Source organism: Pseudohalocynthiibacter aestuariivivens (assembly GCF_018457175.1).
In the GTDB taxonomy this organism is placed as follows: Bacteria; Pseudomonadota; Alphaproteobacteria; order Rhodobacterales; family Rhodobacteraceae; genus Pseudohalocynthiibacter; species Pseudohalocynthiibacter aestuariivivens.
Window position 1 is genome coordinate 155490 of record NZ_JAGFNU010000008.1, and the last position, 14608, is coordinate 170097.

General features: G+C 52.9%; 15 protein-coding genes and 1 tRNA gene. 5 read left to right on the forward strand and 11 right to left on the reverse strand.

The window, feature by feature from the left end; genetic code table 11:
- Positions 1-9: 9 nt before the first annotated feature.
- Positions 10-1068, reverse strand: a complete 1059-nt coding sequence (locus J4E70_RS13020) for an RluA family pseudouridine synthase (protein ID WP_213890017.1) — start codon at positions 1066-1068, stop codon at positions 10-12.
- Here J4E70_RS13020 and J4E70_RS13025 point away from each other — a divergent pair.
- Positions 1067-1378: a DUF6476 family protein gene (locus J4E70_RS13025; protein ID WP_213890018.1), complete on the forward strand. Its 312-nt coding sequence runs from the start codon at positions 1067-1069 to the stop codon at positions 1376-1378. The two genes, J4E70_RS13020 and J4E70_RS13025, sit on opposite strands and share 2 nt — an antisense overlap.
- On the opposite strand, the gene J4E70_RS13030 is transcribed toward J4E70_RS13025, so the two are convergent.
- The 3 genes from J4E70_RS13030 to J4E70_RS19620 form a co-directional block, all read right to left on the reverse strand.
- Entirely contained in the window at positions 1375-3549 is a 2175-nt protein-coding gene (locus tag J4E70_RS13030; RefSeq protein ID WP_246531743.1) for a DEAD/DEAH box helicase, read from the reverse strand. The genes J4E70_RS13025 and J4E70_RS13030 overlap by 4 nt on opposite strands.
- A gap of 117 nt (positions 3550-3666) precedes the next feature.
- Positions 3667-3743: transfer RNA gene (locus J4E70_RS13035), tRNA-His, on the reverse strand.
- A gap of 71 nt (positions 3744-3814) precedes the next feature.
- Positions 3815-4720 (reverse strand): GNAT family N-acetyltransferase, encoded by a 906-nt coding sequence (locus J4E70_RS19620; protein WP_213890019.1) that lies wholly within the window; start codon positions 4718-4720, stop codon positions 3815-3817.
- A gap of 117 nt (positions 4721-4837) precedes the next feature.
- On the opposite strand from J4E70_RS19620, the gene J4E70_RS13045 reads away from it, so the two are divergent.
- Entirely contained in the window at positions 4838-5023 is a 186-nt protein-coding gene (locus tag J4E70_RS13045) for a DUF6324 family protein (RefSeq protein WP_213890025.1), read from the forward strand.
- Here J4E70_RS13045 and J4E70_RS13050 read toward each other — a convergent pair.
- The 7 genes from J4E70_RS13050 to J4E70_RS13080 all read right to left on the reverse strand — a co-directional run bounded on the left by J4E70_RS13050 (position 5007) and on the right by J4E70_RS13080 (position 9847).
- The gene (locus tag J4E70_RS13050) at positions 5007-5456 is read right to left on the reverse strand and encodes an MmcB family DNA repair protein (protein ID WP_213890027.1); all 450 of its coding nucleotides are present in this window, start codon (positions 5454-5456) and stop codon (positions 5007-5009) included. The two genes, J4E70_RS13045 and J4E70_RS13050, sit on opposite strands and share 17 nt — an antisense overlap.
- A 342-nt stretch (positions 5457-5798) precedes the next feature.
- On the reverse strand, positions 5799-6113 hold the full coding sequence (locus J4E70_RS13055; protein ID WP_213890028.1) for a hypothetical protein: 315 nt from the start codon (positions 6111-6113) through the stop codon (positions 5799-5801).
- A 374-nt stretch (positions 6114-6487) separates the two neighbouring features.
- On the reverse strand, positions 6488-6958 hold the full coding sequence (nusB, locus tag J4E70_RS13060; protein ID WP_213890030.1) for a transcription antitermination factor NusB: 471 nt from the start codon (positions 6956-6958) through the stop codon (positions 6488-6490).
- Entirely contained in the window at positions 6955-7506 is a 552-nt protein-coding gene (locus J4E70_RS13065) for a 6,7-dimethyl-8-ribityllumazine synthase (RefSeq protein ID WP_213890031.1), read from the reverse strand. The genes nusB and J4E70_RS13065 overlap by 4 nt, the downstream gene beginning before the upstream one ends.
- Before the next feature lie 5 nt (positions 7507-7511).
- On the reverse strand, positions 7512-8621 hold the full coding sequence (ribB, locus tag J4E70_RS13070) for a 3,4-dihydroxy-2-butanone-4-phosphate synthase (protein ID WP_213890032.1): 1110 nt from the start codon (positions 8619-8621) through the stop codon (positions 7512-7514).
- A gap of 42 nt (positions 8622-8663) precedes the next feature.
- Positions 8664-9248: a hypothetical protein gene (locus tag J4E70_RS13075; protein WP_213890033.1), complete on the reverse strand. Its 585-nt coding sequence runs from the start codon at positions 9246-9248 to the stop codon at positions 8664-8666.
- Positions 9245-9847, reverse strand: a complete 603-nt coding sequence (locus J4E70_RS13080) for a riboflavin synthase (protein WP_213890036.1) — start codon at positions 9845-9847, stop codon at positions 9245-9247. The genes J4E70_RS13075 and J4E70_RS13080 overlap by 4 nt, the downstream gene beginning before the upstream one ends.
- 179 nt (positions 9848-10026) lie before the next feature.
- Between J4E70_RS13080 and J4E70_RS13085 the strand changes: the two genes are divergently transcribed.
- From J4E70_RS13085 to J4E70_RS13095, 3 genes are all read left to right on the forward strand, one after another.
- The gene (locus tag J4E70_RS13085) at positions 10027-11319 is read left to right on the forward strand and encodes a capsule biosynthesis protein (RefSeq protein ID WP_213890127.1); all 1293 of its coding nucleotides are present in this window, start codon (positions 10027-10029) and stop codon (positions 11317-11319) included.
- 92 nt (positions 11320-11411) lie between these two features.
- Positions 11412-12542, forward strand: coding sequence for a polysaccharide biosynthesis/export family protein (locus tag J4E70_RS13090; RefSeq protein WP_213890039.1), 1131 nt, complete (start codon positions 11412-11414; stop codon positions 12540-12542).
- A gap of 8 nt (positions 12543-12550) precedes the next feature.
- The gene (locus J4E70_RS13095) at positions 12551-14608 is read left to right on the forward strand and encodes a capsular polysaccharide biosynthesis protein (protein WP_213890040.1); all 2058 of its coding nucleotides are present in this window, start codon (positions 12551-12553) and stop codon (positions 14606-14608) included.

The window sequence follows — 14608 nt, forward strand, 5'->3', positions numbered from 1 at the left end:
TGAAACGTATTATCGCGAAACTGTTACGGATGTTTCACCCCGCAATGAAGCGACCAACTGTTGCATATCATCCGGTAAAGGGGCTGAAAAGCGAAGCACTTCGCCTGTAACAGGATGCTTGAACCCCAAAGTCGCAGCATGCAGCGCCTGACGCGGAAAATGTTTGGCGGCCTCGGTTCCTGCTTCGCCCACGGCCTTCAGCGCCAGTTTGCGCCGCCCTCCGTAGGTTGGATCCCCTATAAGGCCATGCCCCGCATGCGCCATATGAACCCTGATCTGGTGCGTCCGACCTGTTTCCAGCCAGCATTCCACCAGAGACGCAACAGTCGGCGTACCAAAGGTTTCGACAATCCGCGCACGTGTAACCGCATGACGTCCACCTGAAAAAAGAACTGCCTGTTTCTGGCGATCATGTTTGTGACGCGCGAGCTGTGTTGTAATCCGCATGATGTTGCCAGTTTCAAAGCTAACGCCTTTTGTGCCACGCACACGCGGGTCCGCAGCGTCCGGTGCACCGTAAACAACCGCCAGATAGTGCCGTTCAACGCTATGTTTTTCAAACTGCTCAGCCAGCCCATGATGCGCCTTGTCTGATTTGGCAACGACGAGCAAACCAGAGGTATCTTTGTCGATCCTGTGTACGATTCCAGGGCGTTTAGACCCGCCAACGCCCGACAGCGTATCACCGCAATGCGCGAGCAGCGCATTTACCAGCGTACCCGATGGTGTTCCCGGTGCCGGATGAACGACCATGCCAACAGGTTTGTTCACAACAATAAGATCGTCATCTTCATAGACCACATCAAGCGCGATATCCTCGGGCTTCATGTGGGTTTCCTCCGCAATCGGAATTTCTATGGTAATCTCATCTCCTTCGGAAACCTTTGCCTTGGGGTCAGTCAATTTTTCACCACCCCGCGACACGGCACCCGCCCCGATCAGTTTCACCAGCCTTGAGCGCGAAAGCGACGCTTCCTCTGGCACGTCACGCGAAAGCGCCTTATCAAGGCGGGGCGGCGGATCAGCCGCAATCACGACCGTGATGATAGAAAGGGATGGCTTGGCCATGGACGATGCTCCGACACCGGAAGAGCTTCCGGCAAACCTGAAATTTCTGCGCCTGTTGGTGACCGTTCTGACCGGCACTATGATTGCGGGACTTGTAATCATCATCGCGTTGTTTGTCATCCGCTTCAGTGAGAAACCTGTAGCTCAGTCTGCACCACTACCAGAGGCAATCACTTTACCGGATGGCACCACAGCCACAGCCTTTACACAAGGGCGCGACTGGTATGCAGTCGTCACCGCAAGCGACGAAATCCTGATCTTTGATCGCACGTCTGGCACCTTGCGCCAGACGATCCGTATAGAACCCTAGTCGCGTGGTTTGATCTTGCTTTTTGGTTTTGATCCGCCTGCGCGCGCTTTTGATTTTGGCGCTTTGAACGACTTGCTGGGGTCGCTGTAGGCGCTTCCCTTACGCTTCGGTTTGCCAGGCGGTGTTCCGCCTGCATTTCCCGCAGGTTTAGGGCCCGATTTCGTAAAAGGCTTGCCCGCAGGTTTGTCACCAAAACCACCAGATTTCGCATCAGATTTTACGCCTGGCTTCCCACTGTACTTTGCGCCCGGGGTTTTTGAAACATGGCGTGCTTTGCGCGGCGCATTTTCTGCTGGCTCAGCTCTATTTGATGCCTCAGAACCCGGACGTCGCGGTGCTGCGTCGGCTGCGCCCCCAAATTTCGACTCCCATTGCTTTGCTGGCTTGGCACGGGGCTTGTCCGCATACGCAGGCCGTGGCGCGCGTTCTGCTTTCTCGGGTTTTCCGGGCTTTGTAAATTTACCGGGCTTAACCCGTTCTTCATTCGTTTTGTCACCACGAGGCTTGCCGAAAGGCTTCTTGTACCTTTCTTTTGGCGCTCCATCGCGAGGTTTAAAACTAGATTGACCCGCTGGCGGACCATCCATTTCCGTTACTTTGATGCCATCTTCCAGTTCGGCCTTCGGGCCAAGGGACCCAAAGAATTTTTCGGCGATGCTATGTTCCAACTCTACGCTGGTTTCATTCTGCTGCATCCGGATCGCACCAATATCGTCCTTGGTAATGTCTCCGGCACGGCACAGCATCGGTAAAATCCAGCGCGGCTCTGCACGCTGATCACGCCCGATCGAAAGCCTGATCCAGGTGCTTTTTGCAAATCCTTCACGCGCTTTGCGCTGTTCCGGCGCTGCGCCAAGATCGAGTGTTTGTAATTCTTCTGGCGCTGATCTGCGCGACTGATGCAATTGAACATAGGCCGTCGCAATCTGTTCCGGTGAAAACCGTTCCAGTAATTCTTTCGTCAAGGTGGTCAGTTCCAACTCTGAACTGGCCGCAGCAGCCATATCTGCAATCAAGCGTTCGTCATCCCGCGCGCTGACCTCGGCGGCGGTGGGCGGGTTTGCCCAAGAGGCGTTGATTTTGGCAAATTGCAGCAAGCGCTCTGCTTTCTTGCGCGCCCGGACGGGAACAATAATCGCGCTAACCCCTTTTTGGCCAGCGCGGCCAGTTCTGCCTGATCTGTGCAACAATGCTTCTTTGTTTTGCGGCAGGTCAGCGTGCACGACGAGCTCGAGCCCCGGCAGGTCGATCCCACGCGCCGCAACATCCGTTGCAATACAGACCTGAGCACGTCCGTCCCGCAAGGCTTGCAAGGCATGGCTGCGCTCTGTCTGGCTCAATTCTCCAGACAACGCGACGACAGTAAAACCGCGGTTGTTGAACCGCGCAGTCAAATGCGTCACCGCCGCTCGGGTTGCACAAAAAACGATGGCTGTTGGCGCATCATAGTAGCGCAGCACGTTAATAATGGCGTTTTCACGATCTTTATCCGTTGTCACCAGCGCGCGGTATTCAATATCGACATGCTGTTTCTGCTCTGCAGTTGTTGAAATACGCCGCGCATTGTTTTGATAGGTCTGCGCAAGTTGTGCGATTTGCTTTGGCACGGTTGCAGAAAACATCAATGTACGCCGGTCTTCCGGAGCCGCACCCAGAATAAACTCCAGGTCCTCGCGAAACCCGAGGTCAAGCATTTCGTCTGCTTCATCGAGAACCGCAGCGCGCAGCTCGCTCATATCAAGAGAGCCGCGTTCAATGTGGTCGCGCAAACGACCCGGCGTTCCAACGATAATATGTGCGCCCTTGTCGAGCATCCGCCTTTGCGTGCGCATGTCCATCCCACCGACACAAGAACCGATGCGTGCACCTGTTTCCGCAAACAACCACTGCAATTCACGTTCGACTTGCAAAGCCAGTTCGCGCGTCGGCGCAACGACCAGAGCCAGAGGAGCCCCTGCCCGCTCAAAACGTTCTTCTTCCCCCAGCAACGTTGGCGCCAGCGCAAACCCGAATGCAACTGTTTTGCCCGAACCCGTCTGAGCAGAGACCAGCAGGTCGCGCTCTTCGAGGTCTGGCTCCAAGATCGCTTCCTGTATCGGAGTCAACGCTGTGTATCCACGCGCGACCAGCGCTCGGGACAGCGGCGCGGGGATGCCTTCAAATTCAGTCATTTCGGGTCTTTCAGATACGGAAGCGGGTTTAGCCAGCAGGGAAGCGTGCCTCTTACGCCTGCCCGCCAAAGAAAGCAATGACCGTTCGGGTAGAGGCGATCTTTACAAGTTTGAGAATGGTACCACCTCCCCGGCTCGAACGGGGGACCTCTTGATCCACAATCAAGCGCTCTAACCTACTGAGCTAAGGCGGCACACGCCGTGATTTAGCGTTAGCTCTCTTTTAATGCAAGTGCCAGATTGAAGAACAAGCATATGAATTGCTTTATAACGCAATCTGCCAGTTCTGCGTGACGAGATCCCGACCAAAGGACCGTTCAGGTTTGCTGTCAATCAGTTCAAAGCCAAACTTGCGATAGAGGGCACAGGCGGCCTCGTGGCTTTCGTGCGTCCAGAGCACCATTTTCTCGTAGCCTTTGCCACGTGCATAACCCATGCACATGTCCAGCATTTTTTGCCCAAGGCCAAGACCGCGCGCCTGTGGCTCCAGAAAAAACAGCCGCAGTTTTGCGACTTTCCGGCTTTGACGGACGCAAAAAATAGAGCCAAGCCTTTGACCACCCTGCTCTGCGATCCAGGCTCTCTCACAATCAGGATCGTGATTTCGCATATACGCCGCCAAAATCTCAGCGACGAGCACCTCAAACTCCGCTTTAAACCCTTCTTCTTCGGCATAAAGCTCTGCGTGACGCATAATAATCCAGCCCACATCACCAGTTCTCAGATCGTGAAACTGGACATCGCATTGCTGTTGTTTCGTCAGTACGTTCTCTATCGTTGCCATCGCGCCCGTTAATGCGGACTGATCGTTTTCTGAAATCGGCCTTAACATGGTTTCAATTTCGCTGTTTGATCGATGTTGAAGCGTTGCAATCTTTTCGTACCCTGCAGGCGACATGGCCAAAAGCCATTGGCGTCGGTCTTTTTTCGACTGCGCCCTCTCAATCCAACCCTCTGTTTCCAGACGTTTTAAAATTCTACTCAGGTATCCCTCGTCTAAATTTAAGCTCTCTATCAACTGCCGTGCGGTCATTCCTTGGTTGTTTGAAATCTCGTACAGGACGCGAACTTCGCTCAGGCTGTGACCGCTGCCCAGATAACTCTTCTCAAGAAGACCCAGATGTCGTGTGTAAAACCTGTTGAATGCTCGAATTCGGGAAACAGTGTTCATCAATCCCTCCAGATTTAAGATCACGATTGCCAGTTTCCTTGCCTAAGTCAAGCTTTTGTCGTCTTGCCAGCCCTCACTCTTGGCGCTAGGTCGCACCTATAAAGAGGAGACACGCCTATGGGTATCGACAGCGAAAGCGACGCCGCCGCAAATCTTCAAATAGGACCTACATCACTTGGAATGGTCCGGATTTACATTGAGGCAGAAGGCGTCGAACTCCCGCTGGATTTTGATCCGGAAGAGGCGCTTGAGATCGCTGAGGAACTGCGCGTCGCTGCAGAGGCAGTCAAAGCACAGAAATAGCCGCAACGCCCGGATCACGGAAGTCGAGCAACCTCTGTGCTGCATGACGCGCGAACTTATGGGTCAATTGCCTGCGCCTCGGGGCTGCTAGTTTCTCTTCCGGTCCCATGCGAATGATTTCTGCGTCATAAGCGTCAGCAATCAAAAGCCCGGTTTCATCTGGCAGCAACTCTGTCGGAAACGCCTCATCTACGGCCCAAAAATATCGATCACACCAATCAAGATATCCCTGCCATTTTTGATCGGTCTGAAAATCAGCGCGGCTCGATTTACACTCAACCACCCAAATTTCACCTTTCGGACCCAGCGCCATAATATCAACGCGCAAACCCCGTTCCGGGACAAATTCTTCTATTGAAACAAAGTTATGCTGCCGCAGGTGCCGACACACACCGCGCGCAAGCAATTGACCAGGCTTAAGCGTCTCAATCATAGAAAAAACATGAACAATAGGGGAACATTAAGCAAGTTGTTTTTCAAAACACGTCGACGGACTCATTTCAAACGCCACATTGCGAAACCCAAAAACAATTCACCGCGACGCTTTTGTAAAATAAGCAAGCATGACCTTGCCCCGCAGCTCCGACACCCATAGATAGGGGATCGGCGGGTTCTGCCCTTCTCGTATCCTGAGGTCAAATTCCAGTGGCCTTAAGCAACTCCGAGGGAGCTGGCTCTGTTCAGATCCTGGTCCGATTACCCGGCGCCCACCTGTAAAACCAGGTCCTCGGGAATTAGCTTACCTCAACGGCTGCGGCGGGCCCGCCACTCACGTCTACCAAGGTTTTGATTTTACCTCAGCCTGAACCCTGATCGGGCCGCCAATTGGGCGTTTAATACGCATCCGGGTTCCGCCAGACGGGGTATCATCAGACGACATTCGCATAATCGCCCAACCAAATTGCACACCTGCAAAAACGATTCCGTTGAACACGAACAGCATAACAACCGCAACCAAACCCATAGAACTGGTTGAGATCAGGTGCCAAAGATTGCCAACATTACTTACTAACAGCAACGCAACGAATACCGCTGAAAGCAAGAATCCAATCAAGACGTGAATGATGTAAAGACGAACAAGCTTAGGCATAGCACCCTCTCCAAAGCACGCGCTCCCCTAAAGATATTGGAATCAAAACCAAAATAAACGTGCTTATTGGTCGCAGCGCACCACTGGGGCCTAAATAACTGTCCTGCCAAAAATAATCAAAATCGAGGTGTGTTCCGCACCGTTTTTGTTTTCGCCCTTTGGGTGATATTAGCCTCCGGCGGGGATATTTATGGGAAAAAGAAACAATTCAGGCACATTTCTTTATCCTCTAAATATCTTCGCGCGAAACGCAAACCGCACGAAGTGCCAAAAGATTTGGTGCGTTTGCACGCCTCAATTTGAAAGTAGCGCTATATAAAAAATAAAAAACCTGTTTGGCTCTGCCGTCAGAAAAACTTCAGTGCGCCATCTGTTTAAAACGCGTCGGATTTCGCTTCACGCGCCATATGGTCCAGAACAGCGTTCACAAATTTGGGCTCTCTCCCGTCTGGATGAAACGCCTTGGCAATATCGACAAATTCGTTAATCACAACTTTCGGAGGTGCGGCGCCTTCGCAAAGCTCGGCGCCAGCCGCGCGAAACAGCGCGCGCAGGGTTGGATCAATCCGCGCGATTGGCCATTTGGCGACCAAAGCGCGGTCTGTCATTTGATCGATCCTTGACTGATGCGTGACTGCGTCTTCAATCAGCTTACGAAACAGCTTCACATCGCCTTCGGCCATTTCAACGTCTTCAAAGATTTCCCCAAACCGGAAATCTTCAAATTCGCGACGTACATCATCAACGCTGCTATCGGACTGTTCCATCTGAAACAGCGCCTGTACGGCATAGTATCGTGCTGCGGCGCGCATCTGCCGCCTTTGAGTGCCGCGGTCTTGAGTCATACTTTTTTAGGCCTGCTTTGTTCATCGGCTATCCGAAAGCTGTCTGGTGAAGGTTTAAAACCCACATCCTTGCTTTGGCGACCCCATTTGCGACAAAGCGCAACGAGATGCAAGGCTGCCGCCGCCGCCCCGCCCCCTTTATTCTGATCTTTGACATCGGCGCGCACGTCGGCCTGCTTGCGGTTTTCAACCGTCAGTATGCCATTTCCGATGCAAACACCTTGCAGCCCCATCAATTGCAAAGCGCGTGAACTGTCGTTGCAAACGGTATCATAGTGCGTGGTTTCGCCTCGAATGACACATCCGAGCGCAACAAACCCATCATAATTTGAAAGTCGTTCGGCAAGGCCGATTGCCGTTGGAACTTCAAGCGCGCCGGGCACTTCCACAATATCCCAGCCTGCGCCCACAGCTTCAATTTCCGCTTTTGCACCGGCAACCAGATTATCGGCGATGTCTTTGTAGTAGGGTGCCACGACGATCAGCAGTTTGACGGGTTTGTCAAAACTTGGTCGCTCAAGGATGTAATGCTGCTCTGCAGTGGCCATCAGTTTTACTCCTTGCTGCCATCACCGGTGATGGGATGCGTCCCCACAATTTCCAGGTCATAGGCTTCAAGACCAATCACTTTCGGCATGGGTGAATCACTAAGCAAAATGATTTTCCGCAAACCCATGGTCGACATGATCTGCGCACCAAGCCCTGTGTGGCGCAGGGTGCGCGGGGTTGCGGCTTCGTCAAGATGCAACTTGGGTTGCGCCTCGCGGAACAGGATTACGGCACCACGCCCAGCCTCTGCAATACGTTCCATTGCCAGCGCCATTTCATCGGGCGCGCTTGGGCCAAGCCCAAGAACATCTTCAAGCACTTTCAGCGCGTGCGTTCGCACCAGAACCGGCTCCGGTGTTGTGATGTCACCCTTGGACAACACGACATGCTCTGTTCCTTCAACCTGATCTGTGAAGACCCGCAACTCCCATTCTCCACCATAAGCCGATGTAACGTCGCGCCGCACAGTTTCGCGAACGAGGTTGTCGTGACGCAACCGATAGGCAATCAGATCGCTGATCGTTCCGATCTTAAGGCCGTGTTGTTTCGCGTAGCCGACTAAATCTGGCAACCGGGCCATGCTCCCGTCTTCGTTCATGATTTCACAGATCACGCCAGAGGGATTAAGACCCGCGAGCCTGCTTACATCTACTGCTGCTTCCGTATGTCCCGCGCGTACAAGAACCCCGCCATCGCGCGCGCGCAACGGGAAGACATGACCAGGTGTTGCAATATCCGCACCTGTTTTTGCTTCATCGATTGCAACGGCGACCGTGTGCGCCCGGTCATGCGCGGATATGCCGGTGGTTACACCTTCGCGCGCTTCAATCGAGATTGTAAAAGCGGTCTCATGACGCGAAGAATTGTAAGACGCCATCAAAGGCAGACCCAACGCGTCAATCCTCTCACCCGTCAGCGTCAGACAGACAAGCCCGCGCCCGTGTTTTGCCATGAAATTAATAGCCTCTGGCGTCGCCTTTTCTGCAGGAACCACCAGATCACCTTCGTTTTCGCGATCTTCATGATCGACCAGAATAAACATACGCCCGTTTCTGGCGTCTTCGATGATATCTTCTATTGGAGAAATATGGTCGCTGTAGTTGCCTTCGGCCATCCGCTTTAACTTTCTATCTCGTAGTGCCCGCTGGGCAGATTATCAGTTTGTTCTGTCGCCAAAGAAAATTTCAGCAGGCAGATAGGAACCAAGCTTACCTGCAACAGTCCATTCGCGTTCCCAGCTTGTGTCTCCGACCATGACAACTGCGGCACCGGGTAACTTCATCGGATCAAGCACGGCGCGTACGCCCGACTTAACCTCAGCCCAGCCGTCTGTGAACCGAGGTGCCGATTTTACATCATCCAGAACAATGCCATGGTCCTGTAATATCCGCGCCTTTGTGATCTCTGGCTGAAGGGGCTTGGAAACAAGCAGTAACTTACCGCATTTCTGAACAGCTTTCAGCCTGGCTTCCCGGTCTTCCGGCAAAGCTTCGTTCGTCTTAAATATACGCAAAGAATTCGAGGAAAACAGAAACGCGATAACATCCCGGCCCGAGGCAGAGCGAAGCGACGCGTAGGTTTTATATTCCAGCCCAAGTTGTTTCGCTCGCTTCACGCGCATTCGGATCACTTCGAGCGGCAATTGCGGTAGCAACTCACGGCGTGCTTTTTTCCAGCAATGTGCGCGCCAGCCCTGACCTTTCTCGATCGTGGGACCGTTGTTGTGACCAATCAGGTTCATGCAGCGTTCCATTCCCGAAGCCTTGAAACATAGCGGGCAAGCGTATCAATTTCGAGATTGATCATATCACCGACCGAAACATCACCCCATGTTGTCGCAATTTTAGTGTGTGGAATGAAGTTCACACCGAAGTTTACACCCTCTACTTCGTTCACGGTCAGGGAGGTGCCGTTTAACGCAACCGATCCTTTAGGTGCAATAAAACCTGCAAGTTCCGTGGGTGAGCGGAACATCACACGTGTACTGTCCCCTTCGTCAGTCATCGATGTAATCTCAGCAACACCGTCCACATGCCCCGAAACAATATGACCGCCGAGTTCATCACCAACTTTCAAGGCGCGTTCCAGGTTGAGGCGCTTGCCGATTGTCCAGCTTTTTATATTGGTTTTTGACACGCTTTCCGCAGAAATTTCGGCATCAAACCAGTTTTGAGGTTTCGTCCCCAATTCAATAACAGTCAGACAAACACCATCACATGCAATAGACGCGCCGATGTTGATCCCGCTGATATCGTAGCTGGTGCCGATCCGTGCACGCAAATCACCGCGCTGTTCCAGTTCCAGAATACGTCCGATATCTGTAATAATGCCGGTAAACATATTGGCCCTCTCTGCCCTCTGACCTAGTCCATTGACCTAGCCTTTGCACTGCATGTGCGCAAGCCTTGTACACCACAGAAAATAACGACTTGTTAACTATTTTCGCCTTACTTTGGCCCCTCTCACAGAACAAAAAGTACTGTAGCCCGGCACGATTGATATGATAGCAAAATGACATGATGGGTAAAATTACCGGATCCAACCGAACATTCCTGTTTTTACAGGGACCCCACGGGCCCATTTTCTATCGGCTGGGCAATATGCTGCGCGCCGCAGGGGCAGACGTGTGGCGTGTCGGGTTCAACGCTGGCGACAAGGCGTTCTGGTTTGACAAAAAAAGCTTCATTCCTTTTCAAAGCACACAATCGGAATGGCCCACGCACTTTGATGCGCTGATTGAAGAAAAAAACATAACAGACATAGTGCTTTACGGGGATACACGCCCAATTCACGCTGAGGCTATCAAACGTGCCAAATCAGCTGACCTGACGGTTCATGTTTTTGAAGAGGGGTACTTAAGGCCCTATTGGGTGACCTATGAACGGGACGGGATAAATGGCCATTCGCGCCTGATGAATATCAACGTCAAAGAAATGCAAACTGCGTTGGCTGACAATGATCTTGATGTTCACGAGGTCCCTGCCCACTGGGGTGATATGCGCCAGCACGTGTTTTACGGTGCGCTCTACCATTGGTTTGTCATGTTCCGAAACGGTGCCTACCAAAATTTCCGCCCCCACAGGGCGCTTTCCGTCACCAAGGAATTTCAGTTTTATTTGCTCAGCCTTCTGTTAATGCCTTGGCACGCAGTCAAACGTATTCTGGCAACTCGGCGCATTAAACAGGGTGGTTTTCCTTATCATCTTGCGCTGCTTCAACTGGAACATGACAGTAGTTTTCAAAACCATAGCCCGTTTGACTCAAATTCTGAGTTCATTGACCTGACCATAGAAGGGTTCGCCAAGGGTGCCCCCCGTCATCATCACCTTGTTTTCAAGGCGCATCCTCTTGAAGACGGACGCGCACCACAACGCCGGACCATCAAGAAAGACGCGTCGAAATACGGTGTATCAGACAGGGTACACTACGTACGTGGCGGAAAACTCGCCCGGCTGCTGGACCACGCCCGAAGTGCTGTCACAGTAAACTCGACCGCTGCGCAACAGGTTCTATGGCGCGGGCTACCGATCAAAGTTTTTGGCAGTGCTGTCTACGCCAAACCAGAATTTGTATCTCACCAAGCGCTTGATGCATTCTTCTCTGATCCAAATGGCCCCGATGCACGCGCATATAAAGACTATCGCAAATACCTGCTACAAACATCACAAGTACCCGGTGGTTTTTATTCGGCGCGTGGGCGACGACAACTGCTGCGTCAGGTGGTTGATATGATGCTGGAACACAATGATCCCTACGATGCACTCGATTCTGGCAACGCGACTCCACGGCAACAGTTTCGATTGGTGACGTAAACTTGAAAAAGGCCGAACTAGCTTTTCATACGAGATTCTCGTAGTTTGCACGAAAAGTTGAGGCAGAATTTTATAATAAGGAGCGCAGGGCAGTGAAAATCACGTCTTCGCGGTGGGCTAAAAGTGTGGCCCTTATCACGCTTGTTGCCACAGTATCTTCGTGCGGGTTGCCCCGTTCGGGCCCGAATAAACGCGAGATTTATAGCAGCTCGATACAACAGCAGGGTGATGCCTTTGTCATTTCTGTGAACGACAGGGTAACGCGCGCAACCGCCGTAACACCATCGCTCGGCTTCTCGGATGCATTCAAGAACGCAAGACTTGTTGGGTCCGATACGATCCGCCCGGGCGACCGTTTGGGTCTTAGCTTCTGGGAAAACGTGGACGACGGTATCTTAACAACCGCAGGTGTTCCCGCATCATTGGAAGAGGTACAGGTCGATAGCGCCGGGTTTATCTTTGTACCCTACGCCGGACGCATACGGGCCGCTGACAATACGCCAGAGGCACTGCGCCGTCTGATCACGTCGAAACTTGATACCCAGACACCAGACCCGCAGGTCATGGTCCGCCGGTTGGCGGGTGACGGGGCAACGGTTTCTATCGTTGGGGGGGTCGCTGGCCAAGGCGTTTACCCGATCGAGCGACCAACAAGAACGCTATCTTCAATGCTTGCGCGGGCGGGCGGCATTGCAATCCAACCCGAAATTGCATTGATCAAGGTCAGCCGCGGCGATGTTATGGGCCAAATTTGGTTTGAAGATCTTTACAGTAACCCTGAGTTGGATATTGCGCTGCGCCCCGGTGACCGTATTTTGGTCGAACAGGATACACGTTCGTTTACCGCGCTTGGCGCAACCGGTGCGCAAAGCCGCGTAAACTTCCAACGTCAAAATATGTCTGCGATTGAAGCTATCGCTCAGGTCGGCGGCCTGCAAAGCGGAATTGCTGATCCGACCGGTGTTTTTGTGTTCAGAAATGAGCCCGCAGAAATCGCCAATATCGTCCTCGGACGCGACGACTTGGTTGGTGCGCAACGGGTTATCTATGTGCTTGATTTAACGGAACCTTCGGGCATGTTTATGGCACGGGATTTTTCAATCCGGGATGGCGATACCGTCTATGTTACAGAAGCGCCGTTCGTACAGTGGAGCAAAACCCTCGGGTCGATCACCGGCTCACTCACAGCTGTGGAATCGGTAAGCTCTCTGGCTGAAAACTAAGCCGGTTCATGCAAGCGAAAAACGATACAGAAGTCGCTGAGGAGATCTCTCCTCAGCGATTGCTCGTTTACAACGGTGGCTTCCTCACGCAAGGGCGTGTCCGTCGCATTCTGGAACTCTCGGGCTACAAGATTCGTGTAGGGCGCCCAAAAAACGGCGACATGATTGGTGTCTGGGGGAAAAGCCCTACTTCGCCGCGCGGTGAAAAAGTTGCTGCAGAGCAGGAAACGCCAATACTGCGTGTTGAAGATGCGCTTTTGCGCTCGGTCCACCCGGGGCGATCCGGCAGTGCACCGATTGGTCTTCATCTCGACAAACGCGGGGTTTATTTTGACAGCGCGCACCCCAGTGACCTTGAACATTTGCTGACAACGCATGCGCTTGATGATACAGCACTTCTTAATAGGGCCCGCGCCGCAATCGCGCGCCTTCGTGACGCCCATCTATCCAAATACAATGCGTTTGATCCGTCTCTTCCTGTACCCGAGCCAGGTTACGTCCTTGTCATCGACCAAACAAAAGATGACGCTTCAATCACGTACGGTGCGGCAAACGAAGCAATGTTCCGCGAAATGTTGGTTTTTGCACAGGCGGAGAACCCGGCCTCGCGCATTGTCATCAAAACCCATCCGGACACTCAGGCAGGGCACCGAGAAGGGCATTTCAACACGGCCGACGCGCGTGGCCGGGTTTCGCTGCTCAGCAACGCTGTATCGCCCTGGAAACTGCTGGAAGGTGCGGTTGCTGTCTATACAGTCACCTCACAACTCGGATTTGAGGCAATATTTGCGGGTCACAAACCGCGTGTCTTTGGCCAGCCGTTTTATTCCGGCTGGGGCCTTACACAAGACGAAAACCCGGTTGCCCGCCGTGAACGCAAGCTTTCGCGTGCGCAACTGTTTGCTGCAACGATGATCCTCTATCCCACCTGGTACGACCCTTACCATGACCGGCTTTGCGACCTTGAAGGTGCAATGAACGCCTTAGGCGCAGAGGCACGCGCATGGCGCGAAGATAACGCTGGATATGTCGCGGTCGGCATGCGCCTTTGGAAGCGCAAGTCGCTGCAGGCCTTTTTTGGCCAGACGCGGAAACTTCGGTTTGAAGATAGGCCAAACCGCGCAGCAGAACGTGCGCGCGCCGAAGGCCGAAACATGTTGGTCTGGGCCGGCAAGGAAACATTCGAACTGGTAAATGCCGCAAACGAATTACCTGTAGCGCGCATTGAAGACGGCTTTCTTCGTTCCAAAGGGTTGGGAGCAGAGCTTGTTCCGCCGCTTTCACTGGTTGTCGATGATCTGGGTATTTACTATGACCCGGAACGCGAGAGCCGTCTGGAGAAGATGATCGCAGCGCGGGCCGAATTGGAAAGTGGCGCTGAAAGTCGGATAACTGATATTCTACAACGCATTAGGCGTTCTGGAATTTCGAAGTACAACCTAAAATCCGATAGCTCTTTGAACCTTCCGGAAGGCGCCTTTATTCTGGTTCCAGGCCAGGTTGAAGATGACGCGTCGATCATAAAGGGATGTGATGACATTAAAAGCAATCTCGAACTGCTGGAAGCGGTACGAGAGGCGAATCCTGATGCCACGATCCTGTACAAACCACACCCCGACGTCATGGCGGGTCTGCGAAAGGGGGCAATCCCTGAGATCGAGGCATTAAGACATGCGGATCAGGTTATGTCAGACACGGACCCTATCGCCCTGATCGAGGCGTGCAACAGAGTCTGGACAATGACGTCATTACTGGGTTTTGAGGCACTATTACGCGGAAAACCAGTGACTTGCCTCGGTGCGCCGTTTTATGCGGGCTGGGGTTTGACACAGGATTTTGGCCCAGTTCCGGCAAGACGAAATGTAAGAGTTTCTTTGGAAGCTTTGGCCTATGCCGCGCTTATTGACTATCCGCGGTATCATGACCCGGTCACAAATCGCCCCTGCCCGATCGAGGTTATTCTTGATCGGCTGGAAACCGGAGAGTTGCCAAATCATGGCCCCTTAAATCGTACGCTTTCAAAGCTGCAGGGGCTTTTCTCCAGTTACGCGTATTTATGGCGATAG